Genomic DNA, 24,467 nt, shown 5'->3' with positions numbered 1-24,467 from the left:
CGCGAAGCTAAATTTTAGTTAAATTCGAGTTCTACTTGGCTATTTCCAAGCAGCTGTTTTAATTCGTCTAGTAATGTATCACTTGGCGTCACGCGCCATTCTGTGCCCAATGTTAACCGCGCTCTAGCGTCGGCACGCTGGTAGTATACATTGACTGGGACCGTTCCGGCTCTATAAGGTTCTAAGATTTGACTAAAGCGTTCAAAAAATTGACCGTTAATTTGGGATTGGTCGATAGATATCGACACCCCACGAGCATATTTCTCACGGGCGCTTCCTAAGTCCATGACCTCGCGCGCGGACATTTTAAGCCCGCCATTGAAATCATCAAAGCTGACCTGTCCGGAAACGACCACAATTTTGTCTTTTTCGAGCAATTCTGCGTAGCGATCGAGCGCATCCGAGAACAACATCACTTCCATTCGCCCCGAACGGTCATCAAGTGTCATCAAACCAATTCGCGTGCCGCGCTTCGTCGTCATCACTCTCGCAGCAATCACCAAGCCTGCAATTGTTAGTGATTGGTCACGACGCGTTGGCGTGGCATCTTTCAAACGACAGCTGGTGTATTTCGCTAACTCTTTGATGTAAGCGTTAACCGGGTGACCCGTTAAATACAAACCAAGCGTTTCACGTTCACCTTCAAGCCAAACCTTCTCAGGCCATTTAGGCACTTGGGTATACTTGTGTTCAACCTCTTCCGGAGCGTCGGTCAACACGCCAAACATATCAGATTGACCAAAAGACTCGGCATGATGATGTTGACTCGCCGCCTTCACCGCATCTTTCAAAGATGCCATCATTGCCGCTCGGTGAGGACCTAATCTATCTAAGGCTCCGGATAGAATCAACTTTTCGATAACACGTTTGTTGACCTTCTTCAGATCAAGGCGTGCACAGAAGTCGAATAAGTCTTTAAAGTAACCGCCTTTATTTCGCGCTTCAATGATCGCTTCAATAGGGCCTTCACCGACCCCTTTGATCGCACCGATGCCATAAACAATCGCGCCATCTTCATCCACATTGAAACGGTATAAACCTGAGTTGATATCTGGTGGTAAAAGCTTGAGCTTCATACGGAAACATTCATCAACAAGGCCGATAACCTTCTCGGTGTTATCCATATCCGCTGTCATTACCGCAGCCATAAATTCCGCTGGGTAGTGCGTTTTCAGCCATAGCGTTTGATAAGAAACCAGTGCGTATGCGGCCGAGTGAGATTTGTTAAAGCCGTAGCCCGCAAATTTCTCTACCAAGTCAAAGATCTTCATGGCCAGCTCGCCATCAACACCATTGGCTTCAGCACCCTCTTTAAAGGTACCACGCTGCTTTGCCATTTCTTCTGGCTTTTTCTTACCCATCGCACGACGCAACATATCCGCTCCACCAAGCGTATAGCCAGCAAGGATCTGTGCGATTTGCATTACCTGCTCTTGATACAGGATGATGCCGTACGTAGGTTCTAGCGTCTCTTTCAGCGATTCGTGTTGCCACGTTTCATCTGGGTATGAAACCGCTTCTCGGCCGTGCTTACGGTCGATAAAGTTATCTACCATGCCTGATTGCAGAGGACCCGGACGGAACAAGGCTACCAATGCGATAATATCTTCAAAACAGTCCGGTTGTAGACGTTTGATCAGGTCTTTCATACCACGCGATTCCAGCTGGAATACCGCGGTGGTTTCAGAATTTTGTAATAGGTTAAATGACGCTTGGTCATCAAGAGGAATCGACTCGATACGAACCGGCTCTTTGCCTTCTTTCTTCAGGCGAGGGTTTACAAGGCCTAACGCCCAATCGATGATGGTCAGAGTACGTAGACCCAAGAAGTCGAACTTAACCAAACCGGCGGTTTCAACGTCATTCTTATCGAATTGCGTTACTGGGAAGTTACCTTCTGCATCGGCATAGATTGGCGCAAAATCGGTGATCGTGGTGGGTGAGATAACAACACCACCTGCGTGCTTACCGGCATTTCGCGTACAACCTTCAAGGATGCGACACTTATCAATCAGCTCACGAACTTCTTCATCGCCATCGTAAAGCTCTGGCAATGCAGGTTCAGCAAGGAATGCTTTCTCTAGCGTCATACCCGGGTCTGGCGGTACAAGCTTTGAAATTCGATCGACGAAACCAAACGGGTGGCCCAATACACGGCCTACATCGCGGATTACCGCTTTTGCCGCCATGGTACCAAAGGTGATGATCTGAGAAACGGCATCACGACCGTACATTTCAGCCACGTGATCAATAACTTGGTCACGCTTATCCATACAGAAGTCGATATCGAAATCGGGCATGGATACACGTTCTGGGTTCAAGAAACGTTCGAAAAGTAGATCGTATTCAAGTGGATCGAGATCGGTGATATCCAAGGCGTAAGCGACTAGAGAGCCGGCACCAGAACCACGGCCAGGACCTACTGGCACATCGTTGTCTTTTGACCACTGGATGAACTCCATTACGATCAAGAAGTAACCTGGGAAACCCATGTTGTTAACAACTTCGAGCTCAATCTTGAGTCGCTCATCGTATTCCGGTCTGCGCTCAGCACGCACTTTTTCATCTGGGAATAGGAACGCTAGACGTCGCTCAAGGCCTTCTTCAGATTTCTTGATCAAGAAGTCTTCAATCGCCAAACCTTCCGTTGGGAAGTTAGGCAGGAAGTACTCGCCCAGACGAACCGTTACATTACAACGCTTAGCAATCTCAACACTGTTCTCAAGTGCTTCAGGAATGTCTGAGAACAGCTCACACATCTCTTCTTCACTACGTAGATATTGCTGCGCGCTGTAGTTCTTAGGGCGACGAGGATCGACCATAGTGAAACCATCATGGATCGCCACGCGGATTTCGTGAGCATCAAACAGGTCTTCAGTTAGAAAAACCACTTCGTTGGTTGCGACAACAGGCAGGTCTTCCTGTTCAGCAAGCTCTAACGCAAAGTGTAAGTATGACTCTTCATCTGGTCGTCCGGTACGAATCAGTTCCAAGTAAAAACGATCGGCGAAGTACGTTTTGTAAAACTCGACGCTGCTTGCAACCAAGTCACGGTTACCTTTCAGCAACGCCTTACCAATCTCACCTTCTTTGGCGCCCGATAGAATGATCAGGCCTTCTGCATTCTCAATTAGCCACTCTTTATCAATAACAGGCTGATGTTGAACATGACCACGAAGGTAAGCTTTTGAGATGAGTAACGTTAGGTTGTTATAACCTTTATTGTTCGTTGCGATAACGGTGAGCTTGGTCAACTCGTCACCGAATTCTGGAGACTGCATCAAGAAGTCAGCACCAATAATAGGTTTAACCCCACACCCATGGGCAGTACCGTAAAACTTCACTAAACCACACAGGTTGGTAAAGTCGGTCAATGCTAGAGCAGGCATACCCATTTCAGCGACTTTTTTAACTAATGGTGGCACCTTGGATAGGCCATCCACCATCGAAAAGTCACTGTGTACGCGTAGGTGAACAAATTTTGGATCTGACATTATTTTTCCTGAGTTCTAGGTTTGAGCCTAGGATTACAACTGTGTGTATTCTATTTTTTTCTAATACAAGTTAGCAACTTTATTCGATGCTAAGCTCTAGTTAACGTAAAGCTCTAATCTATACCAAGAATACGTTTTACTGGCTTAAAGCTCTTGCGGTAATGCTCGGTTACACCATGTTTTTCAATCGCTTCGAAATGCGCTTTGGTCGGGTAACCTTTATGCTTAGCAAAACCAAACTCTGGATGAAGTTTATCAAGATCTTCCATCTCTTGGTCACGAACGACTTTTGCGATAATAGACGCCGCACTGATTTCAGCCACTCGCAAGTCCCCCTTCACAATCGCAAGACCATCCATCGGCAGTTCTGGGACTCGGTTTCCATCTATCAACGCCATATCAGGTTGAACGCTCAACCCCGCGATAGCTCGCTGCATAGCAACCATCGTCGCTTGCAGAATATTCAACTCATCAATTTCTTGTGGAGAACAACGACCGACAGACCACGCCAAAGCTTTCTCTTTGATTTCAGGAAGTAACGCAAGACGCTTTTTCTCAGACAATTTCTTTGAGTCGTTCAAGCCTTCGATTGGGTTGTTTGGATCAAGGATAACCGCAGCGGTCACCACGTCGCCAACCAAAGGGCCACGCCCTACTTCATCCACGCCAGCAAACAGCTGGTAACCTTGCGGGTATTCAAATGGAGGAAGCTCTTTTTTTTCTTTTACTGCCATAACTAATCTCTTAATGTTCTGTAAATAAGCGCTTTATGCTTCAACAAAAGGTCGGTCAATCAATTTCAATACTGCGTTAGCGGCTTGTTTGTCTGCGTCTTTGCGGATCCAGTGATGCATCTCGGTAAAGCGTTTGATCAAGGCACTGTTATCGGCTGATAGCATTTTATCGACAGACGGGAACAAAAAGTCTGGGTGGCACTCTTCAAGAATATGCTCTTTCACAATCTCTTCACCAGCCAAAATATTCGGCAGTGACACAAACTCAGTGATCGCCAACTTCTTAACAATGTAACCCGTCAGCTTATTTACTTTGTAACCAACCACCATAGGGCGTTTAAGCAACATACATTCAAGAGCCACGGTACCTGAAGCCAAGAGCACAGAATCAGCGGCGGTAATCACGTTGGTTGCCGTATCTTCGACTAACGTGAATTCAAGCTCAGGTGCGGTCGATTGCCAGATTTCAGTAAACTGCTTTTTACGCTGCTCGTTAACGAGCGCAACAACAAAATTGATATCCGGATACTTCTGCTTGATACGTTGGCAAGTTTCGATAAATGGCTGAGCAATCAAACCCATCTCACCACCACGACTACCCGGTAATACGGCTAACCACTGCTTGTCTTGATCAAGACCTAACAGCTCTCGAGCATCTTGTTTACTAGGCTCTAAAGGAATCGCGTCTGCCAACGTGTGACCAACAAACTCACAGGCAACGTTATATTTATCGTAGAACGCTTTTTCGAACGGCAAGAAAGCCAAGACTAAGTCGGTTGCTTTGTCGATTTTAAAGATACGCTTTGGACGCCAAGCCCACACTGAAGGGCTCACGTAATGCACCGTTTTGATACCAGCGTTCTTAAGGTCTAACTCAAGCCTTAGGTTGAAATCGGGCGCGTCGATACCGACAAAGACATCGGGTGGATTTTGAGTGAAATACTTAACCAGCTCTGCTTTTACTTTTAACAAGCGAGGTAAACGGCCAAGCACTTCAACTAAGCCCATAACGGCCAGCTCTTCCATCTCGAAAAGAGACTCACAACCTAGGGCTTTCATTTTCGGCCCGCCAATGCCAACGAACTCTGCATTCGGGTATTGTGATTTGATCGCTTTGATAAAGCCTTCACCAAGCGTATCGCCAGACAGTTCGCCGACAACAATGCCTACGCGCAATGGTTCATTCGAAACGAAGTCCGAGCTATTGGTTGCTGCTTCTTGCTGTGCCATAGTTTTTCAATTCCCTTGTTGCCTAAAACAAAAAAGACCGCCTAACGAGTAGCGATCTTTTTGTTATACCATTCTGATGAAGTAGTTATTGCCATACTCACATTGATTGGTACATAACCATATCGAGTATTAACGAATAATACCGCGCTCAGAGTTCTCTAGCATTTCAAGCATAGGCGCTACCGAAGTAAACTCTTTTGCCATTTCAACTAAAGCCACTTTCGCTTCTTCAAGTGTTTTACCTGAACGGTATAACTCTTTGTACGCCTTCTGTAGTGCACGAATTTCAGGTTTTTCAAATCCGTTACGCTTCAAACCTACTAGATTAAGACCGAATGGAGCCGCGTGGTTACCCTGTGCAAGCACGTACGGCAGTACATCTTGAACAACTGCAGAACAACCACCAATGTATGCGTAAGCACCAATTGAGCAGAATGGGTGAATCGCAGAAAGTGCCATAACACCAGCGTAGTCGCCAACCGTTACATGACCGCCAAGAATAGCGTTGTTACCAATGTGAGTGTGGTTACCAACAATAACATCGTGCGCTACGTGAGCATTAACACAAAGTAAGTTGTCATCACCAATCACTGTGGTTGCTTTGTCTTGAACCGTACCACGATGGATTTGAACCGCTTCACGAATTACGTTGCGATCACCGATTACAACTGTTGTGTCTTCGCCGCCGTATTTCTTATCTTGGTTTTCTTCACCGATAACAGCGTGTGGGAAGATACGATTTTCTTTACCAATGGTTGTGTGACCTTTGATCACAACGTGCGACATCACTTCAGTGTCGTCACCAATTGTCACATTACCAGCAATGTAAGTGAAAGGCCCAACCGTCACGTTAGCACCGATAGTTACATCACCTTCGATTACTGCTGCCGGGTGAATTTTCGCTGTTTCATGAATCATATTAAAACTCTCTACGAGCACATTTAAGTTCAGCTGAACATACAACTACGCCGTCAACCTTAGCAACACCATTAAACGATGCGATGCCACGACGTTCTTTTAAGAATTCAACTTCGATAACCAGTTGGTCACCTGGTACTACTGGCTTACGGAATTTAGCTTTATCTACGCTAGCAAAGTAGTACAACTCGTTGCCAGAAGGCGCACCGAAAGATTTGAATGCTAGAAGGCCTGTTGCTTGTGCCATTGCTTCTAAGATCAACACGCCTGGGAATACAGGAAGCTGAGGGAAGTGGCCTGTGAACTGAGGTTCGTTAACAGAAACATTCTTAATTGCGGTCAGTGTTTTTTCTTTTTCAAAGCTAGTCACACGATCAACCATTAAGAATGGGTAGCGATGAGGTAGTAGTTCCTGAATTTCAGTAATGTTCATCGTTGTCTGTTCAGTAGTCAAAGTCGTATTCCTATGTATATTCTTTATTTAATTAGAAGGATTATAAACGAAAAAGACTCGCTGTACGCGAGCCTTTTATTAGAAATGCTGGAATTATGATTCCGCGCTCTTCTCAATAAGTTTTTCAACGGTTTTCAAACGCTTGTTCATTTCATCAATACGATGAACTCGCGTCGCTGTTTTACGCCAGTCTTTATTTGGCTGTAAAGGAATACCCGAAGAGTACATGCCTTTCTCAGTGATGCTGCGCATTACCATCCCCATACCGGTGATTGTAACGCCGTCAACGATTTCAATGTGACCATTAATCACACAACCACCACCAATAATACAGTACTTACCTATCGTCGTGCTGCCTGCAATGATAGTACCACCAGCAAGAGCTGAACCATATCCGATGTGAACATTGTGAGCAATCTGGAGTTGGTTATCTAGGATAACGTTGTCTTCGATGATTGTGTCATCTAATGCGCCGCGGTCGATGGTAGTACACGCGCCAATTTCTACGCGGTTACCAATGCGAACAGAGCCGACTTGCGGGATCTTAACCCATTCGCCTTTCTCGTTCGCATAACCAAAGCCATCAGAGCCAATAACAGTACTTGATTGGATCAGACATGCTTCACCAATCACAACTTCATGGTAAACACTTACGTTAGCCCACAGCTTAGTGCCTGCGCCAATTTTTGCATTTTTACCAATAAAGCAACCAGCACCGATGATCACATCATCACTAAGTACTACACCAGACTCAATCACAGCGTTCGCACCAATAGACACATTTTGTCCAATAGTTGCATCGCTAGAGATTGAAGCAGAATCAGCAATAGCCGCTGCGGGAGCAGGAGTAGTATCAAGCGCTTGAGCAACCTTAGCAAAAGCAACGTAAGGGTCACTAACCACAATAACGTTGGTCTTACACAATTCGCGCTCACTCTCTTTAACCATAATAGCGGACGCTTTACAGTCACCTAGGTGCTTGCTGTACTTCACGTTAGAAAGGAACGTAATGTTACCTTCTTGCGCTTTATCCATAGGAGCGACTGCTGAGACGGTAATCGTACCGTCTCCGTGTAGCTCTCCCCCAGTAATCGTTGCCAATTCGGCTAAAGTCAGGTTCTTCATAAAACTTATTTCAGTGATTTAATTACTTGCTCAGAGATGTTGTATTCAGGCTTACCGTATTGTAGAGCTTGAATATCAACGATCATGTCGTAGCCTTCTTTCTCTGCAACTTTAGTTACAGCATCTTGAATCACTTTGAACAGCTTCTGCTTCTCTTGTGCTTCACGACGTTGACTTGCTTTTTCTAGTGCTTGAGCTTTGATTTTGTACTTACTGTCTAGTTGGCCTACTTCAATACGAAGCTTCTCAACTTCGTCAGGGCCAAGTAGTTCGCCATCACGCTTAAGCTTTTCAATCTTAGTCTTTGCTTCAGCTTGAATGCTCTGTAACTCAGCCGCTTTATCTTTGAACTCTTCCTGCATTTTTTGAAGAACAACTTCACGCTGAGGTAGAGCCTGGAATACTTGTGCAGTGTTTACATAACCCACTTTTTGCGCAGCTTCGGCAGCTGTTGCAAAGAAAGAAGAGCTAAGAACTACAAGGCCTAAACCTGCTGCTTTAATCATATTTTTCAAAATATTGTCCTTTAAATATTAGAAAGTTCTACCAATGGTAAATGTGAAGAATTCCTCATCATCACCTTCGTAAATTTTAACTGGTTTCGCTAAAGAGAAAACCAGTGGGCCCATCGGTGACATCCATTGCAGGGCAGCACCATAAGATGAACGGTAATTTGTTGGATCAGAGTAATCGTAGTAGTACTGACTGCCACTGTTAGGTGCGCCACGGTCTACGAACTCTGTATCCCATACACTTGCCATGTCGAAGAAGACACTGGTTCGAATCTGGCTGCGCGCTTCATCAGAAGCAAACGGCGTTGGGACAATTAACTCTAAACTGGCCAAAGCAACCGCGTTACCACCAACTGAATCATCGGTTGCAGAGCTGTATGTAGGGTTATTTCCTGTACTGCTTCCGTAAACGGCTTTCGGACCTGCTGAGTTAGAACCAAAACCACGTAGGGTTGTAAAGCCACCCGCATAGTAGTTCTCATAGAACGGGAACAAGTTATCGTTACCATCCGTTTGACCATAACCATTACCATAGCCTAATCGGCCACGCATCAATAGTGTGAACTCATGCTTTTTGGTCAGCGGGATGTAATGTTTTACATCGTACTGTGCTTTGAAGTACTTAGCATCAGAGCCTGGTACTGTCATTTTAGCGAAAGCACGTTGGTGGTTACCCTCAGTTGGGAAGAAACCACGGTTCAAGTTGTTACGCGTCCAAGAGATATTGATATCGAAGTCATCAGTTAAGATGTGCTCATCACCGTATTGGTCGATACTTCTCGCAAACTGTTCAACCTGGATATAAGTCGGTACGTTACCGATCTTGTTGTGCGTATAGCCAACACCGAACTCAATGCGGTTCAGCTCATCCATAGGGAAACCCCAGGTTAAGCTCGTACCATAACTTTGGTTGGTATAGTCGACGATGCCCGCTTCAGAGGCTTCAAATTCGTTGTAGAAGATCTTACCGCCTAAGCTCACACCATCCAGGTTCCAGTATGGGTCACGGTAGTCTAAGCTCACGTTTTTTTGGTAATCGTTCATCATGGCACTTACGCCAACACGGTTACCAGAGCCCGCAAAGTTGTCTTGTTGCAGGCCAACTTGGAAACTCACACCAGATTCAGTACCGTAGCCGACACCAAAGTTGATACTGCCTGAGTTCGCTTCCTTAACGTTGTAAACCAAATCAACTTGGTCTTCACTGCCAGGAACACGCACTGTTTGTACATCAACCGTTTCAAAGAAACCTAAACGGTTAAGACGGCTCTTACCGGTATCAATGGACTTAGAGTTAAGCCAGCTGCCTTCCATTTGACGCATTTCACGACGCAGTACTTCGTCTTTCGTTGAGTTGTTACCCGTGAATCGAATATCACGAACATAGATACGGCTGCCCGCTTCTACATTGATAACCAACGACACTTCTTTGGTCTCATCGTCAAATTCAGGAATCGTGCGAACTTGTGGGTACGCGTAGCCAGATTCACCAAGAATTCGTTTTACGTTCTCTTCCAAAGACGTTACCGAAGAACCGTTGTACGTATCGCCGTCTTCGAATGGCACTAACGCTTCGAAGTCAGCCTCACGACCGATTAATTCACCACGGAAAGAGACATCTTTAACGGTGTAGGCTTCGCCTTCATCGAGGCCAAGCGTGATGTAAACACCTTTTTTGTCTGGAGAGATCGCCACCTGCGTAGAGTCAACCTTAAACTTAAGGTAACCACGGTCAAGGTAGTAAGATTTCAGCGCTTCGATATCACCGGCTAATACTTGCTTTTGGTATTTTTCATCCGCAAGGAAATTCCACCATGCAACATCAACATTCAGATTGAAACGACTAAGCAGTTCAGAGTCAGAGAAGACTTCATTACCGATAAAGTTGATTTGCTGAATCTTAGCGGATACGCCCTCAGTAAACACAAACTTAAGGTCAGAACGGTTACGTGGCAGAGGTGTCACAACCGCTTTTACTGTCGCGTTGTACTTACCAACACTGTAGTAAAAATCTTCAAGGCCTTTTTCAATGTTACTCAGCGTAGTACGGTCAAGGGCTTCACCTTCACGAACACCAGACGCATCTAGGTTCTGCTGAAGCTGTTCTTCTTTAATCGCTTTATTACCAGAGAATGAGATGCTTGCGATGGTCGGTCGTTCTTGAACTTGAACAATCAATACACCTTCATCACGAAGTACTTTAACGTCCTCAAAGTTGCCCGAAGCATACAATGCACGAATGATCTCAGACACATCGCTTTCATCCACTTCATCGCCAATACGTACTGGCATTTTCAGTAGAGCTGCACCAAGTGCAACACGCTGTAAACCTTCGATCTTGATATCTTGAACTACAAAGTTTTGTGCTCCGTTCGCAGCCACACTAGTGGCCAATAGACTTGCGAACAGAATTTGCTTAATCGCCATACTTATTCTAATTATTCCTTGCTACTACCAATGCCTGTGAGAAACCATTCACAGACGAGTAAAATCGTTAAATATTGCCAGAGCCATCAATGAGAAGAGGATTGCCCCTCCCACTCTGTATCCCATTTCCTGAACTTTCTCAGGTACCGGTTTACGAGTAACGGCCTCAATAGCGAAAAACAGCAAATGTCCGCCATCAAGCATAGGCAGCGGAACCAAATTAATAATCCCTAAGTTAACACTAATCAGAGCCAAAAAGCCCAAGAAGTAAACCAGACCATAATCGGCGGTTGTACCTGCACCTTTAGCGATTGAAATAGGGCCACTCAAGTTGTTTAAGCCAACATCACCAACGATGAGCTTCTTAAGCATTGTCAGTGTCAATCCAATGATTTGACCTGTTTTATCAAATGCTTTTCCTACAGACTCAATTACACCAAATTGTAACTCAAAGCGATAATCTTCTGGCCATTCTGCGACTTCCGGAGCAATACCTGCATAGCCGATTGTCGAACCATCAGAAAGCTCTCGACTTTTTGGTGTCATAACCAATGACTGCTCGGCACCATTTCGCAATACGACCAAGTCCAATGATGTCATTGGATTAGCACGAATTAACTCAACAACCGACTGCCACTGTTCAATAGGTTGCCCGTTAATCTCAACAATTTTATCGCCAGCTTCAAGACCTGCATCGTATGCAGCGCCATCATCAATGATTTGAGCCAGTACGGTCGATATCTCTGGAGAATACGGTCTAAAGCCCAGCGTTGTCATTGCAGATTCAGTTTCTGGGTTGAACGACCAGTCTGAAATATCCAATGTCATTTGTTGCTCAAAGCCGATGTCGTCTTGAGAAGCAACCGTCACTGTCATGGATTGATCACCAATGTGCGATATCAACCCCATATTGACTGATTCCCAATCTGCGGTTTTGATTCCTGAAATAGATTTAAGTTCCATTCCAGTTTCAATTCCGGCTTGTGCAGCAATAGATTGTGGAGTGACTTCACCAATCACGGGCTTAACCGCGGGTACGCCAATCAAAAATACTAACCAATACGCGAACACCGCAAAGATAAAGTTGAATGCAGGGCCTGCACCCACAATCGCCGTTCGTTTCCAAAGCGGCTTCTTGTCGAAAGCGTATTGCTGTTGATCTTCAGAAAGATCGTCAACACGACCATCGAGCATCTTAACGTAGCCGCCCAGTGGAATCACTGACAAGCTGTATTCAGTACCATCACGGCCCACTTTACTCAAGATTGATTTACCAAAACCAATCGAGAATTTTTCAACTTTCACACCACAACGACGAGCGACCCAGAAGTGTCCAAACTCATGAACAGCAACCAGAATGCCAAGCGCTACGATAAAAGATGCGAAGTTCCACAGAATTCCACTCATGCTAGCTGCTCTTTAATAAATTGAATGGCTATTTGACGAGACATATTATCGAGCTCGAGAAGGCTTTCCAAGCTATCTAAACCCTCAGAGTTATGTTGTTCACATACTTTGCTCATAACGTGTTCGTTAATGACAGCAATATCGGTAAACTTCACCTGATTGTTCAAGAAAGCATCGACCGCGATCTCGTTTGCTGCATTAATGGCTGTTGTCGCATGCTGACCTAAGTAGCACGCTTCAATCGCTAACCTCAAACACGGGTAACGACTGAAATCTGGTTCTAAGAAGGTAAGCTCACCCACTTTAGTAAAGTCTAAAGGCTTAACACCCGCCTCGGTACGATTAGGGTAAGACATCGTCAAAGCGATTGGCGTTGCCATATCTGGTTCGCCCATTTGAGCAAGCACAGAGCCATCCTTGTACTGAACCATCGAGTGAATCACAGACTGCGGGTGAATGATGACCTTTAACTGCTCCTGAGAAGCATTAAATAGCCATTTCGCTTCAATGTACTCTAGCCCTTTATTCATCATAGTCGCAGAATCGACAGAGATCTTAGGCCCCATAGACCAGTTAGGGTGTGCAATTGCGCGTTCAGGAGTCACTGATTCGAGTTCAGCCACATCGGTATAACGGAAAGGACCACCAGAACCAGTCAGAAGAATATGGTTAATGCCGTTTTCTTCAAGGTTACAGCGGCCTAGGTTAGTTTGTACGTTCTGCGGAAGGCATTGGAAAATAGCATTATGCTCGCTATCGACAGGAAGCAGCTCTGCACCGTATTTTTCCACGGCGTCGATAAACAACTGCCCAGACATCACCAAAGCTTCTTTGTTTGCAAGCAAGATACGCTTGCCCGCTTTAACCGCAGACATAGTAGGAAGTAAACCAGCGGCACCAACAATCGCGGCCATTACCGTGTCCACTTCCTCTAGAGAAGCAACCTGACACATGCCTTCAGTGCCTGAAAGTACTTTTACGTTAGGGTAACTCACGGACAACACTTCAGTCAGTTGAGACGCTGCATCAGAGCAAGCCATAGCAACATAGCTTGGTTGCCACTTTTCAACTAACGCCAGCATCTTTTCAACATTCGAGCCTGCAGCCAGTGCAACCACTGAATAGAGATCTGGGTTTTGCTCAACGACTTTTAGTGTACTTGCACCAATTGAGCCGGTAGCGCCAAGGATAGTTAGATTTCGCATCACATATGACCGTAGAAATGTAATAAAGGGCAGAATCACTGCCCTTTTTTATTAGAATGCTAAATAAAGCAGAGCAAAGACAGGGAATGCAGCCGTTAAGCTATCTATTCTATCTAGTATACCACCATGACCAGGAATCAGATTACTGCTGTCTTTCACCCCAGAAACACGCTTAAACATGCTTTCAACAAGGTCACCTAGAACAGAAATAACAACGGTCACAAGGGTAATAACAATCATGTGAAGTGGGCTTGTGAATTGGATGTCAAACAAGTCAGCAAAGATCCAAGCCACGATCACCGCAGTAATAATGCCACCGATAAGACCTTCAATCGTCTTATTAGGGCTTACCGCTGGTGCCATTTTACGCTTACCAAAACTCTTTCCTGAAAAGTATGCGCCGCTATCTGCAGCCCAAACAAGCAAGCAAACAAACATCACCAGTTTAGCACCGTGGTAAGGATCAGTATCGATACCGTTAGCACGCAGGATAACCACACTCCAGAAGAATGGCAGCAGAGTCAGCACACCAAAGGCGTGACGAAGAAGAGAAGAGGCTTTCCATGCAGGCATAGACTTAGGATAAGTCACCGCCATGCCACTCGCGATTACCCACCAAATCGAGCCAATCGTTAGAATGGCGTAGTGAGCAGTAGACAAGTTATTAAGGCTAAATGCATCAAAAGGGATAAAAGCAAAACTTGCAGCACTTACCACAACCGTTGGAATCAACGCTACATAACGTGATTTGCTTTCAACAAACTGAGTCCACTCCCAAAAACCCAATAGCGAGATTACCGCTAGTGAAAGAATAAATGTAGGAAGTGATAACTCGAAAATACCTAGAATAACTAGGGGAGCTAAAATCAACGCCGTAATAATTCGTTGTTTCAAACCAAAAAATCCTTATTAACTGTCCATCAGAGCTTTAACTTGCTCACCGGTGCATCCAAAACGACGCTCACGGTTAACAAACCAAGTCACAGCTTCTACTAAGCTGTCTTCATTAAAGTCTGGCCAGAATTGTTCAGTGAAATACATTTCGGCGTAAGCCAACTGCCAAAGCATAAAATTACTAATGCGGCATTCGCCACTGGTACGGATAAGTAGATCGACTTCAGGAATATCTGCCATTGTCAGGTGCTGTGTAATCATAGCTTCATCAATGTCATCTACATTAATATCACCAGACTTTACCTGTTGAGCAATAGAGGTCATTGCTTGCTGAATATCCCACTTACCGCCGTAGTTAGCTGCAATATTAATAACCATACCCGTATTGGTGCTAGTCAAAGCTTCCGCTTCTTCTATCTTCTTTTGTAGTCGATCATTGAAACGACTTTTATCACCAATAACACGAAGTTGTAGATTATTTTTATGAAGCTTTTTAACTTCACTCGACAGCACTGAAATAAACAGTTCCATCAAGATACCGACTTCTTCTTCAGGACGACGCCAGTTTTCGCTACTAAATGCAAAAAGAGTAACGGCTTTAATGCCAAGTCTGGCTGCAGAAGAGATAGTTTTACGAACGGCTTGAACACCGTTTTTATGGCCAAAGACGCGAGGCTTGCCCTGAGCTTTTGCCCAGCGACCATTACCATCCATAATGATAGCAATGTGTTTAGGAAGAGAGTCTGTGAACGCTTGAGAATTATGCATAAAAGAGTGAATCAAATTCTAATAGTCGAACAGAGTAGCATAAAAAAACGCTGCACCGTGAGTACAGCGTTTTTCCGGAAAGAAAAGAATATGGAAAATTAAACTTCCATCAACTCTTTTTCTTTAACAGCTAGAACTTCGTCTACGTTCTTAACCGCAGCGTCAGTTAGCTTTTGAATTTCGTCTTGTGCTTTACGATCTTCATCTTCAGAGATTTCTTTATCTTTAAGAAGTGCTTTTAGATCGCCATTCGCGTCACGACGGATGTTACGGATAGCAACACGGCCACCTTCAGCTTCGCCACGAACGATTTTAACTAGGTCTTTACGACGCTCTTCCGTTAGCGGTGGAAGTGGAACACGGATAACTGTACCCGCAGACATAGGGTTTAGGCCTAGGTCAGATGTCAGGATTGCTTTTTCAACTAGAGGAGTCAGCGTTTTATCAAACACTGTAATAGCTAGTGTACGTGCATCTTCAGCGATAACGTTAGCTACTTGAGTCAAAGGCGTTGGAGCACCGTAGTACTCAACAGTAAGACCAGAAAGTAGGCTCGGGTGCGCACGGCCTGTACGAATCTTTTGCAGGCTGTTTTTTAGTGCATCAACACTTTTTACCATGCGCTCTTGAGCGTCTTTTTTGATTTCGTTAATCACAATTTCACCTTGATTATGTTCTTTCTTCAAGAAAGCTTTTTATTTGGAGTGATAAGGATAAGCTTGCCAAGGTACAACACCTCAGTAAGCCCGAAAAATTAGTCAGCGTCGCTGATTAATGTACCTTCAGTTTCACCCATAACCACGCGACGTAGTGCGCCTGGTTTATTCATGTTAAATACACGGATTGGCATTTTGTGATCACGTGCTAGCGTAAATGCAGCCAAGTCCATTACTTTAAGTTCTTTATCAAGAACCGTGTTGTAAGACAACGTATCATACAACTCTGCGTCTGGGTTTGCTACAGGGTCAGAAGTAAATACACCATCTACTTTTGTCGCTTTTAGAACTACGTCAGCTTCGATTTCGATACCACGTAGACATGCAGCAGAATCCGTAGTGAAGAATGGGTTACCCGTACCAGCAGAGAAGATCACAACGCGACCTTGACGTAGTTGGCTGATTGCATCTGCCCAGTTGTAGTCGTCACACACACCTTTAAGAGGGATTGCAGACATTACACGTGCGTTTACGTAAGCACGGTGAAGAGCGTCACGCATTGCAAGGCCGTTCATTACCGTTGCAAGCATACCCATGTGGTCACCAACAACGCGGTTCATGCCAGCTTCAGCAAGACCAGCACCACGGAACAAGTTACCGCCACCGATAACAACACCAACTTGAACGCCTAGTTCAACCAATTCTTTTACTTCTTGAGCCATACGATCAAGGATCGTTGGGTCAATACCAAAACCTTCTTCGCCTTGTAGCGCTTCACCGCTAAGTTTTAACAGAATACGTTGATACACTGGTTTAGGGTTCGTAGTCATGGAGTTTACCTTCCAAAGAGTTGATGATTAACAGTCATGGATAAAAACTGAGTAAGTCAGTTTGCATTCATAACCACTAACGTTGCCTTCAAAAATAGTTCACTATTCATAAAAAGACCGCAGCATTTGCCACGGTCTTTTTTCAAACAATACGCTAAGGATTAACCTTTTTGTACCGCTGCAACTTCGTCAGCGAAGCTCATTTCAGCCGCTTTCTCGATGCCTTCACCAACTTCTAGACGTACGAAGTCAGATACTGAAGCGCCTTTCTCTTTCAGGATAGCGCCAACAGTTTGCTTAGGCTCCATGATGAAAGCTTGACCAGTTAGAGAGATTTCGCCCGTGAATTTCTTCATACGGCCAACAACCATTTTCTCTGCGATTTCAGCTGGTTTGCCTTCGTTCATAGCGATTTCAACTTGAACTGCTTTTTCTTTCTCAACTACGTCTGCAGGTACGTCTTCTGGGTTTAGGAACTCAGGACGTGATGCAGCAACGTGCATTGCAACGTGCTTAAGCGTTTCAGCTTCGCCTTCACCAGCAACAACAACACCGATTTTCTCGCCGTGACGGTAAGAAGCTAGTGCAACACCTTCAACGAATTGTACGCGACGGATGTTGATGTTTTCACCGATCTTAGTTACTAGTGCAATACGCGCTTCTTCAAATTTAGCTTGAAGAGCAGCGATTTCTAGACGTTCTGCTAGAGCAACTTCAGCAACTTCGTTAGCGAATGCAAGGAAACCTGCATCTTTAGCTACGAAATCAGTTTGGCAGTTAACTTCAAGAAGAGCAGCTGCGCCGTTTGCTTCTTTGATGATGATTGCGCCTTCAGCAGCAACGTTACCAGCTTTTTTAGCTGCTTTCGCTGCGCCAGATTTACGCATGTTTTCAATTGCTAGCTCGATGTCGCCTTCAGCAGCAACAAGTGCTTTTTTACATTCCATCATGCCCGCAGCTGTGCGTTCACGAAGTTCTTTAACTAGAGCTGCAGTTACAGTTGCCATTCTCTATTCCTCAGTAAATTCTAAAAAAGATAAAAAACAGGGGCCTAATTAATTGGCCCCTGATATTGACTGTATTCAGTCCGTTAAGCCACCGATTATGACCGCTTAATATGAACTAAATATGGCTCAGAGCCGCTATTATTCAGCTTCTACAAAACCGTCTTTTTCAGCAGCTACAGCAGCAACATCTTTGTTACGACCTTCTTTAACCGCGTCTGCAGCAGCGTTTAGGTAAAGCTGTACTGCACGGATTGCATCATCGTTACCTGGGATAACGAAGTCAACGCCGTCTGGGTTAGAGTTAGTATCAACTACAGCGTAAACTGGGATACCTAGGTTGTTTGCTTCTTTAACTGCGATGTGTTCGTGATCAGCATCGATTACGAATAGAGCGTCTGGTAGGCCGCCCATGTTCTTAATACCACCAAGAGATTTCTCTAGCTTCTCCATTTCACGAGTACGCATTAGAGCTTCTTTCTTAGTAAGCTTGTCGAAAGTACCGTCTTGAGCTTGCGCTTCAAGTTCTTTCAGACGCTTGATAGACTGACGAACAGTTTTGTAGTTCGTTAGCATACCGCCTAACCAGCGGTTGTTAACGTAGAACTGGTTGCTGTTGATAGCAGCTTCTTTAACAGCTTCAGATGCAGCGCGCTTAGTACCAACAAAAAGAACTTTACCTTTCTTCTCGCCAACTTTAGCAATTTCAGCTAGAGCGTCGTTGAACATTGGTACAGTTTTTTCTAGGTTGATGATATGTACTTTGTTACGAGCACCAAAGATGAATGGCTTCATTTTTGGGTTCCAGTAACGAGTTTGGTGACCGAAGTGAACACCAGCTTTAAGCATATCGCGCATTGATACAGTTGCCATTTTAAAATCCTCTATGGGGTTAGGCCTCCACATCCCCCATGAATCCGACCCCTAACAACTAACCACTTTTCAGCCGTTATCTATGTTGTTGAGGCACCCCGGAACATGTGTCGGAATGTGTGTGATTTAAAGAAATAAGTTAGTGGACACAAAGCTTGTTTCGCCAAGTGGAGAAAACAGTCCTGATGTCCGGCGCGCTTTATACCATATTTTGTCTATCTATGGCTAGAAAAAATTCTAAAAATGGCGACTGCTATACTGAACCGTGGCGGCGAATTTCCTCTGTAAAATAGTGTCCTATTCAAATCACGCTGCACCATTAAACCGAACATTATCCACTCAGATTGAGCAGTATCCACCAACATTGTACGGACATGGTAATGTTGCGCTAAAATGCTGCACTGATAGAATAGCCCCAATATGCACACTTAGGTGCTACCAAATTAAGAGATATGCAATGGCTGTAAAAATTAAAACTGCTGAAGAAATCGAAAAAATGCGCGTTGCCGGCAAACTGGCTGCTGAAATTCTAGAGATGATTGAACCTCACATCCAAGTAGGTACAACGACAGAAGAACTGAACAAAATCTGTCACGAGTACGCTCTAGAAAGAGGCGCATACTCAGCACCACTTGATTACCACGGTTTCCCTAAGTCAATCTGTACGTCTATCAACCACATCGTGTGTCACGGCATTCCAGCATCACAAGATGAGACAGGTAGCACAGGTCAATTCAAACCTGCAGTATTGAAAGATGGCGATATTCTAAACGTTGATATCACTGTGATTGTTCCTGATGATGAAAATGCAGACCTAAGCGTTCGTCCACAAGGTTACCACGGTGACACATCTAAGATGTTCCTTGTTGGTGAGGTTTCACCGGCAAACAAGCGTCTATGTATGGTTGCTCAAGAAGCACTTTACGAAGGTATGCGTCAAGTTAAGCCTGGTGTTCAGCTTGGCCAAATCGGTACTGCTATCGAGAAGTACATCAAGACAAACAACAAGAACAACCCACGTGCTAAGTTCTCTATTGTTAAAGATTACTGTGGCCACGGCATCGGTTCTGAGTTCCACGAAGATCCACAAGTGGTTCACTACAAAAACAACGACCGCACTGTGCTAAAAGCTGGCATGTGTTTCACTATCGAACCAATGATCAACGCTGGTAAATTCGGCTGTCGTCTCGATGACGAAGATAGCTGGACAGTGTACACCGCTGACAGCAAGAACTCGGCACAGTGGGAACACACATTGGTTGTGACTGATACAGGTTGTGAAGTACTAACCCTGCGCAGCGATGATACTATTCCACGTATCATGAAGAACGCTTAGTTCATTAAACTGAACGCATCGGCCTTTTAAAAATATCCTCGCATTGTCGAGGATATTTTTTTCCGCTCAATTTCGATTTTCCACCAGCTTCTGGTAAATTGTTTACTATTCTCATTTGCTTGCACGGATAGCAAACTATGCCTTATCAATGTCCTCTTACGTTCAATGATGAACAAATTGAAATCTGCGAATTAAAAAATCAGCTCGAAATCTTCACGCAGTATCAAAAAAATGAATTTCTAAATCATCATCCAGTTACTGATTTAGTACTATTGCGATCCAAATACATGGATTTGCTTCTCAGTCGATTATGGGAACATTTAGGCTTTAATAAACTGCCACATATTTCCCTTGTCGCAGTGGGTGGATATGGTCGAGGTGAACTTCACCCGTTATCGGACATTGATATTCTCATTGTCTCGCAAAAAACGCTTCCACCAGCTCTTGGTGAAAAGGTCAGTCAATTCATTACTCTACTTTGGGATTTAAAGCTCGAAGTTGGCCATGCTGTGCGAACTATTGCTGAGTGTCTTGATATCGGCACCGATGATTTAACCGTCGCGACTAACCTACAAGAGTCACGCTTACTTTGTGGCAGCGAAGACACCTTCCAAGAGCTGAAACTAAAGATTCATTCCGATTCATTTTGGCCTAGTGAGACTTTTTACAAAGCTAAAATTCAAGAACAAAGAGAGCGTCATGCTCGCTACCACGACACCACTTACAATCTAGAGCCAGATATCAAATCAACTCCAGGCGGCTTAAGAGATATTCACACACTGAGTTGGGTAGCTCGTCGACATTTTGGTGCGACATCGTTACTAGAAATGAGTAAATACGGCTTTCTTACCGATGCTGAATATCGCGAGCTCGTTGAGTGCCAAGATTTTTTATGGCGTGTTCGCTTTGCATTGCATATTGAACTGCGCCGTTACGACAACCGTTTAACGTTCGCACATCAAGCTCAAGTCGCTGAGCATCTAGGTTATACTGGTGAAGGAAACCGTGGCGTCGAGATGATGATGAAAGAGTTCTACCGAACACTTCGTCGTGTAGCAGAGCTCAATAAGATGCTACTTAAACTGTTCGATCAAGCGATCATCAATGGCGGTGAGACCCAAGAAGCTGAAATTCTTGATGGCGATTTCCAGCGTCGAGGTTCACTGATAGAGGCGCGTAAGCCTGCACTGTTCCAAGCACGGCCAGAAACGATTCTCGATATGTTTATCCATATTGCCAATGACTCTTCCATCGAAGGAGTAAGCCCACCAACACTGCGACAACTGCGCACAGCGCGCCGTCGACTGAACCGATTCTTACATACCATCCCTGAAGCTCGTGACAAGTTCATGGCATTGGTTCGCCACCCAAATGCTCTGCACAAAGCCTTTAGCTTGATGCACAAGCTAGGCGTCTTATCGGCATACTTACCACAGTGGAGCCAAATTGTTGGTCAGATGCAATTTGACCTATTCCATGCTTACACCGTTGATGAGCACAGTATTCGTCTGCTCAAGCACATTAACCGTTTCAGCCAGATAGAAAACCACGACAAGCACCCTATTTGTTGTGAAGTGTACCCACGAGTTCAGAAGAAAGAACTACTGATTCTGGCGGCTATCTTCCATGACATAGGTAAAGGCCGCGGTGGAGACCACTCAGAAATTGGGGCTGTAGAAGCTTACTCTTTCTGTATTGAACATGGGCTATCTAAACCCGAGGCTAAGCAAGTGTCGTGGTTGGTACAAAACCACCTGTTGATGTCTGTCACTGCACAACGCCGTGATATCCACGATCCCGATGTTATCGCCGAATTTGCCAAAAAAGTACGTGATGAAGAATCACTTGAGCTTTTGGTTTGTCTAACCGTCGCCGATATCTGCGCCACTAACCCTGAGCTCTGGAACAGTTGGAAACGTACCCTACTAGCGGAATTATTCCATTCAACACAAAGAGCACTGCGCCGTGGTTTAGAAAATCCGGTTGATGTCAGAGACCGTATTCGCCACAACCAACAAATGGCCTCCGCCCTGTTACGTAAAGAAGGCTTCACCGCTCGCGAAATCGAAGTGCTTTGGCAACGTTTCAAGGCCGACTACTTCTTGCGTCATACCCACAAGCAAATCGCTTGGCATTGTGAGCACTTACTTCGCTTGAAAGATCCAAGCCAACCCTTGGTATTGATAAGCAAAAAAGCCACTCGTGGTGGTACTGAAGTGTTTGTCTACTGCAAAGACCAGGCTGCACTGTTTGCGACCGTCGTTGCTGAACTCGATCGACGTAACTTTAACGTCCACGACGCACAAGTTATGGTCAGCAAAGATGGCCATGTTTTAGACACCTTTATCGTTCTAGACCAACATGGCAAAGCTATTGATGAGGCAAGACACAAAGCCGTTGCCAAACATTTGGTTCATGTCCTCGCTGATGGTCGCCCAACTAAGATTAAGACGCGTCGCACGCCACGTAACTTGCAACACTTTAAGGTCAAAACCTTAGTTGAGTTCCTACCAACCAAGAGCAAGAAACGTACCTTGATGGAGTTAAGAGCTCTTGATACGCCGGGGTTATTGGCTGAAGTAGGTGCGACCTTTGCTGAGTTAGACATCAATTTACATGGCGCAAAAATCACGACTATCGGCGAACGAGCGGAAGATTTATTTATTCTGACCAGTGACGCAGGAGGAAGGCTTTCAGAGGAACAGGAACAAGCGTTAAGAGAAAGATTAACCGAGCATGTTTCGGAACTCGCACCTTAGAAAGCTAATTTAGTGCTAGAAGTAAGTTATTACTAGGAAACAAGTTTAGCTCTAGGAATAGCTTTAATAGCCAAATAAGTGTGGGCAAAGATAGAGAGCGATCTTGCCCACAACTTACAATCAATTCACAGATATCAACTATCTAGCTCGTCGTTAGGCTGCTACATTGATCAAGTCAATTACATAAAAGTATTACATTCATAACCTAGAGGTCGCTTATGTATCCAAACCTCACTGGCTTAGGTATCCACGAACCTAAACAGATTGAACGTTACTCCCTTCGCCAAGAAGCTCATAAAGATATCCTGAAGATTTACTTTCGTAAGCAGAAAGGTGAACTGTTCGCGAAAAGCGTTAAGTTTAAGTACCCACGACAAGTAAAAAGTGTGCTTGTTAGCGGTGGCAATAATCAATACAAAGAAGTGACTGAGATTAACCGCAACCTCACTCTTGTGATTGATGAGCTCAACAAGATCACCAAACCTACGCCAACCGCTGAGGTCGATGTGAAGCAGAAGATCCTTACCGACTTACGCCACTTAGAGAAGGTTGTATCAAGTAAGATCGCAGAGATCGAAGCCGATCTAGAAAAACTGAAATGATCCCGCGATGAGCGACTAACTAACATTAGTTTTACCGCTAAGATTGCATAGACACAAAAAGGGCTGATATCACTATCAGCCCTTTATTTTTATTCTATTTTCTATGTTTACTAGACGCCTGGTCTTTACTTAGACGACCGTACTTCAGCATTCACCAAGCTGGTATCCCACTCAAAGGTTTCAAACAACCTTAGCCACGTTTCATCTAGGCTGGCCTTCATTACTAATTCTTTCTTTGTAAAAGGATGAATGAAACGCAACTCAGAAGCGTGCAACAACAAACGGTGCGAATCTAAATCATCGCGGAACAGTCGGTTGTGCTTACCATCACCATGTGAAGTATCGCCAACGATTGGATGTCTTAGATGAGCCATGTGACGACGCAGCTGATGTTTGCGACCTGTCTTTGGCATCATCTCAACCAAGCAGTAGCGGCTCGTAGGAAAGCGTCCTGTTGAATATGGCACTTCTACTTTTGCTAGCGGTTCATAGACTGTCACTGCCTCTTGCGCTTCTTTGTCTTCTTTCGCGAACTTATCTGCGATCTTATCCAGCTCAACCTTAAGTGCATAATCGAGCGTATCGCCCTCTTCTATCCAACCACGGACAATCGCATGATAGGTTTTTTGCATCTCATGATTAGCGAACATTGGCATCACCTGTGAAGCAACCTCACTCGACAACGCAAACACCAACACACCCGATGTCGGTCTGTCTAAGCGGTGTAATGGAAATACATGCTGACCAATTTGATCGCGCAATGTCTGCATAACAAATTGCGTTTCGTGTTTATCCAACCATGAACGATGCACTAGCATACCTGCAGGCTTATTCACCGCGACAAAATACTCATCTTGATAAATGATCTCTAACATTACGCGCATACCTCATCAATGCTCAGAATCGTCACTAGCAGTTCAGCTTTGTCTGCCTTATTTTTCCACACTTCACTAAAATAAGGATGAATCGCAAAGCCTTTCGGTAGACTTATTTGGGCATCCATCATTGCGTTGATCTTAACGATAAAGATCCACTGCAACCACTCTTCCGGTTGTAGCGAATCAACCGCGAAAGGTTCAATGCTCGCAAGCGCCTCATCCGAGGGTGGAAACGTGCTCCACAGAGAACATTGGCGCATTTGTTGTTCTAATTGTTGAAGTAAAAGAGGTAACTTTGTGGCAGCTGTCATTTTTCACCAAGTTATTTATCTAGTGACCTTGAAATTGGGGCATAGAGTAC

The 24,467-nt window shown here is 44.7% G+C and carries 21 protein-coding genes; 3 read left to right on the top strand and 18 right to left on the bottom strand.

What is annotated here, in order from left to right:
- Window positions 1-14: 14 nt before the first annotated feature.
- The 16 genes from dnaE to rpsB all read right to left on the bottom strand — a co-directional run bounded on the left by dnaE (window position 15) and on the right by rpsB (window position 18,531).
- Window positions 15-3,494 (bottom strand): DNA polymerase III subunit alpha, encoded by a 3,480-nt coding sequence (gene dnaE / locus AB4623_RS02485; protein ID WP_050649624.1) that lies wholly within the window; start codon window positions 3,492-3,494, stop codon window positions 15-17.
- Window positions 3,495-3,607: 113 nt separating this feature from the next.
- Window positions 3,608-4,228 (bottom strand): ribonuclease HII, encoded by a 621-nt coding sequence (gene rnhB / locus AB4623_RS02480; protein ID WP_017063371.1) that lies wholly within the window; start codon window positions 4,226-4,228, stop codon window positions 3,608-3,610.
- 33 nt (window positions 4,229-4,261) lie between these two features.
- Window positions 4,262-5,458 (bottom strand): lipid-A-disaccharide synthase, encoded by a 1,197-nt coding sequence (gene lpxB / locus AB4623_RS02475; RefSeq protein WP_017066406.1) that lies wholly within the window; start codon window positions 5,456-5,458, stop codon window positions 4,262-4,264.
- A 129-nt stretch (window positions 5,459-5,587) separates the two neighbouring features.
- Window positions 5,588-6,376 (bottom strand): acyl-ACP--UDP-N-acetylglucosamine O-acyltransferase, encoded by a 789-nt coding sequence (gene lpxA, locus AB4623_RS02470; protein ID WP_017066405.1) that lies wholly within the window; start codon window positions 6,374-6,376, stop codon window positions 5,588-5,590.
- Window position 6,377: 1 nt separating this feature from the next.
- Window positions 6,378-6,830, bottom strand: coding sequence for a 3-hydroxyacyl-ACP dehydratase FabZ (gene fabZ / locus AB4623_RS02465; protein WP_009847408.1), 453 nt, complete (start codon window positions 6,828-6,830; stop codon window positions 6,378-6,380).
- A gap of 93 nt (window positions 6,831-6,923) precedes the next feature.
- Window positions 6,924-7,955, bottom strand: a complete 1,032-nt coding sequence (gene lpxD / locus AB4623_RS02460; protein ID WP_017066404.1) for a UDP-3-O-(3-hydroxymyristoyl)glucosamine N-acyltransferase — start codon at window positions 7,953-7,955, stop codon at window positions 6,924-6,926.
- Between the two features lie 5 nt (window positions 7,956-7,960).
- Window positions 7,961-8,461: an OmpH family outer membrane protein gene (locus tag AB4623_RS02455; RefSeq protein WP_004734343.1), complete on the bottom strand. Its 501-nt coding sequence runs from the start codon at window positions 8,459-8,461 to the stop codon at window positions 7,961-7,963.
- Between the two features lie 27 nt (window positions 8,462-8,488).
- Complete coding sequence (gene bamA / locus AB4623_RS02450) at window positions 8,489-10,894, bottom strand: outer membrane protein assembly factor BamA (RefSeq protein WP_372145671.1); 2,406 nt, start codon at window positions 10,892-10,894, stop codon at window positions 8,489-8,491.
- Window positions 10,895-10,942: 48 nt separating this feature from the next.
- Window positions 10,943-12,301: a sigma E protease regulator RseP gene (rseP, locus tag AB4623_RS02445; protein WP_372145669.1), complete on the bottom strand. Its 1,359-nt coding sequence runs from the start codon at window positions 12,299-12,301 to the stop codon at window positions 10,943-10,945.
- Complete coding sequence (ispC, locus tag AB4623_RS02440; RefSeq protein WP_017060737.1) at window positions 12,298-13,506, bottom strand: 1-deoxy-D-xylulose-5-phosphate reductoisomerase; 1,209 nt, start codon at window positions 13,504-13,506, stop codon at window positions 12,298-12,300. Before ispC ends, rseP begins: the two co-directional genes overlap by 4 nt.
- A gap of 51 nt (window positions 13,507-13,557) precedes the next feature.
- Entirely contained in the window at window positions 13,558-14,400 is an 843-nt protein-coding gene (locus AB4623_RS02435) for a phosphatidate cytidylyltransferase (RefSeq protein WP_017066401.1), read from the bottom strand.
- A 15-nt stretch (window positions 14,401-14,415) separates the two neighbouring features.
- Window positions 14,416-15,168: an isoprenyl transferase gene (locus AB4623_RS02430; RefSeq protein ID WP_017066400.1), complete on the bottom strand. Its 753-nt coding sequence runs from the start codon at window positions 15,166-15,168 to the stop codon at window positions 14,416-14,418.
- 98 nt (window positions 15,169-15,266) lie between these two features.
- The gene (gene frr, locus AB4623_RS02425) at window positions 15,267-15,824 is read right to left on the bottom strand and encodes a ribosome recycling factor (RefSeq protein WP_017060741.1); all 558 of its coding nucleotides are present in this window, start codon (window positions 15,822-15,824) and stop codon (window positions 15,267-15,269) included.
- Between the two features lie 98 nt (window positions 15,825-15,922).
- On the bottom strand, window positions 15,923-16,654 hold the full coding sequence (gene pyrH / locus AB4623_RS02420) for a UMP kinase (protein WP_017060742.1): 732 nt from the start codon (window positions 16,652-16,654) through the stop codon (window positions 15,923-15,925).
- 161 nt (window positions 16,655-16,815) lie between these two features.
- Window positions 16,816-17,661 (bottom strand): translation elongation factor Ts, encoded by an 846-nt coding sequence (tsf, locus tag AB4623_RS02415; protein ID WP_010436487.1) that lies wholly within the window; start codon window positions 17,659-17,661, stop codon window positions 16,816-16,818.
- Window positions 17,662-17,799: 138 nt separating this feature from the next.
- Window positions 17,800-18,531, bottom strand: coding sequence for a 30S ribosomal protein S2 (rpsB, locus tag AB4623_RS02410; protein ID WP_009847420.1), 732 nt, complete (start codon window positions 18,529-18,531; stop codon window positions 17,800-17,802).
- A 457-nt stretch (window positions 18,532-18,988) separates the two neighbouring features.
- Here rpsB and map point away from each other — a divergent pair, with 457 nt between their 5' ends.
- From map to AB4623_RS02395, 3 genes are all read left to right on the top strand, one after another.
- Window positions 18,989-19,867: a type I methionyl aminopeptidase gene (gene map, locus AB4623_RS02405; protein ID WP_010436481.1), complete on the top strand. Its 879-nt coding sequence runs from the start codon at window positions 18,989-18,991 to the stop codon at window positions 19,865-19,867.
- Window positions 19,868-20,004: 137 nt separating this feature from the next.
- Window positions 20,005-22,626 carry a bifunctional uridylyltransferase/uridylyl-removing protein GlnD gene (glnD, locus tag AB4623_RS02400; protein ID WP_372145666.1) on the top strand — a complete coding sequence of 874 codons (2,622 nt, stop codon included), beginning with the start codon at window positions 20,005-20,007 and terminating at the stop codon, window positions 22,624-22,626.
- Between the two features lie 218 nt (window positions 22,627-22,844).
- Window positions 22,845-23,228, top strand: a complete 384-nt coding sequence (locus AB4623_RS02395; protein WP_004734354.1) for a DUF3461 family protein — start codon at window positions 22,845-22,847, stop codon at window positions 23,226-23,228.
- Between the two features lie 125 nt (window positions 23,229-23,353).
- Here AB4623_RS02395 and truC read toward each other — a convergent pair whose 3' ends face one another.
- On the bottom strand, window positions 23,354-24,103 hold the full coding sequence (truC, locus tag AB4623_RS02390; RefSeq protein ID WP_372145664.1) for a tRNA pseudouridine(65) synthase TruC: 750 nt from the start codon (window positions 24,101-24,103) through the stop codon (window positions 23,354-23,356).
- Window positions 24,103-24,417 carry a YqcC family protein gene (locus AB4623_RS02385; RefSeq protein ID WP_016784998.1) on the bottom strand — a complete coding sequence of 105 codons (315 nt, stop codon included), beginning with the start codon at window positions 24,415-24,417 and terminating at the stop codon, window positions 24,103-24,105. The genes truC and AB4623_RS02385 overlap by 1 nt, the downstream gene beginning before the upstream one ends.
- Window positions 24,418-24,467 lie beyond the last annotated feature (50 nt).

It is taken from the genome of Vibrio sp. 10N.222.52.C12 (assembly GCF_041474215.1).
Lineage (GTDB): Bacteria > Pseudomonadota > Gammaproteobacteria > Enterobacterales > Vibrionaceae > Vibrio > Vibrio crassostreae_C.
The sequence above is the reverse complement of the archived record's forward strand: the minus strand, read 5'-3'. Positions and strand labels throughout refer to the sequence as shown.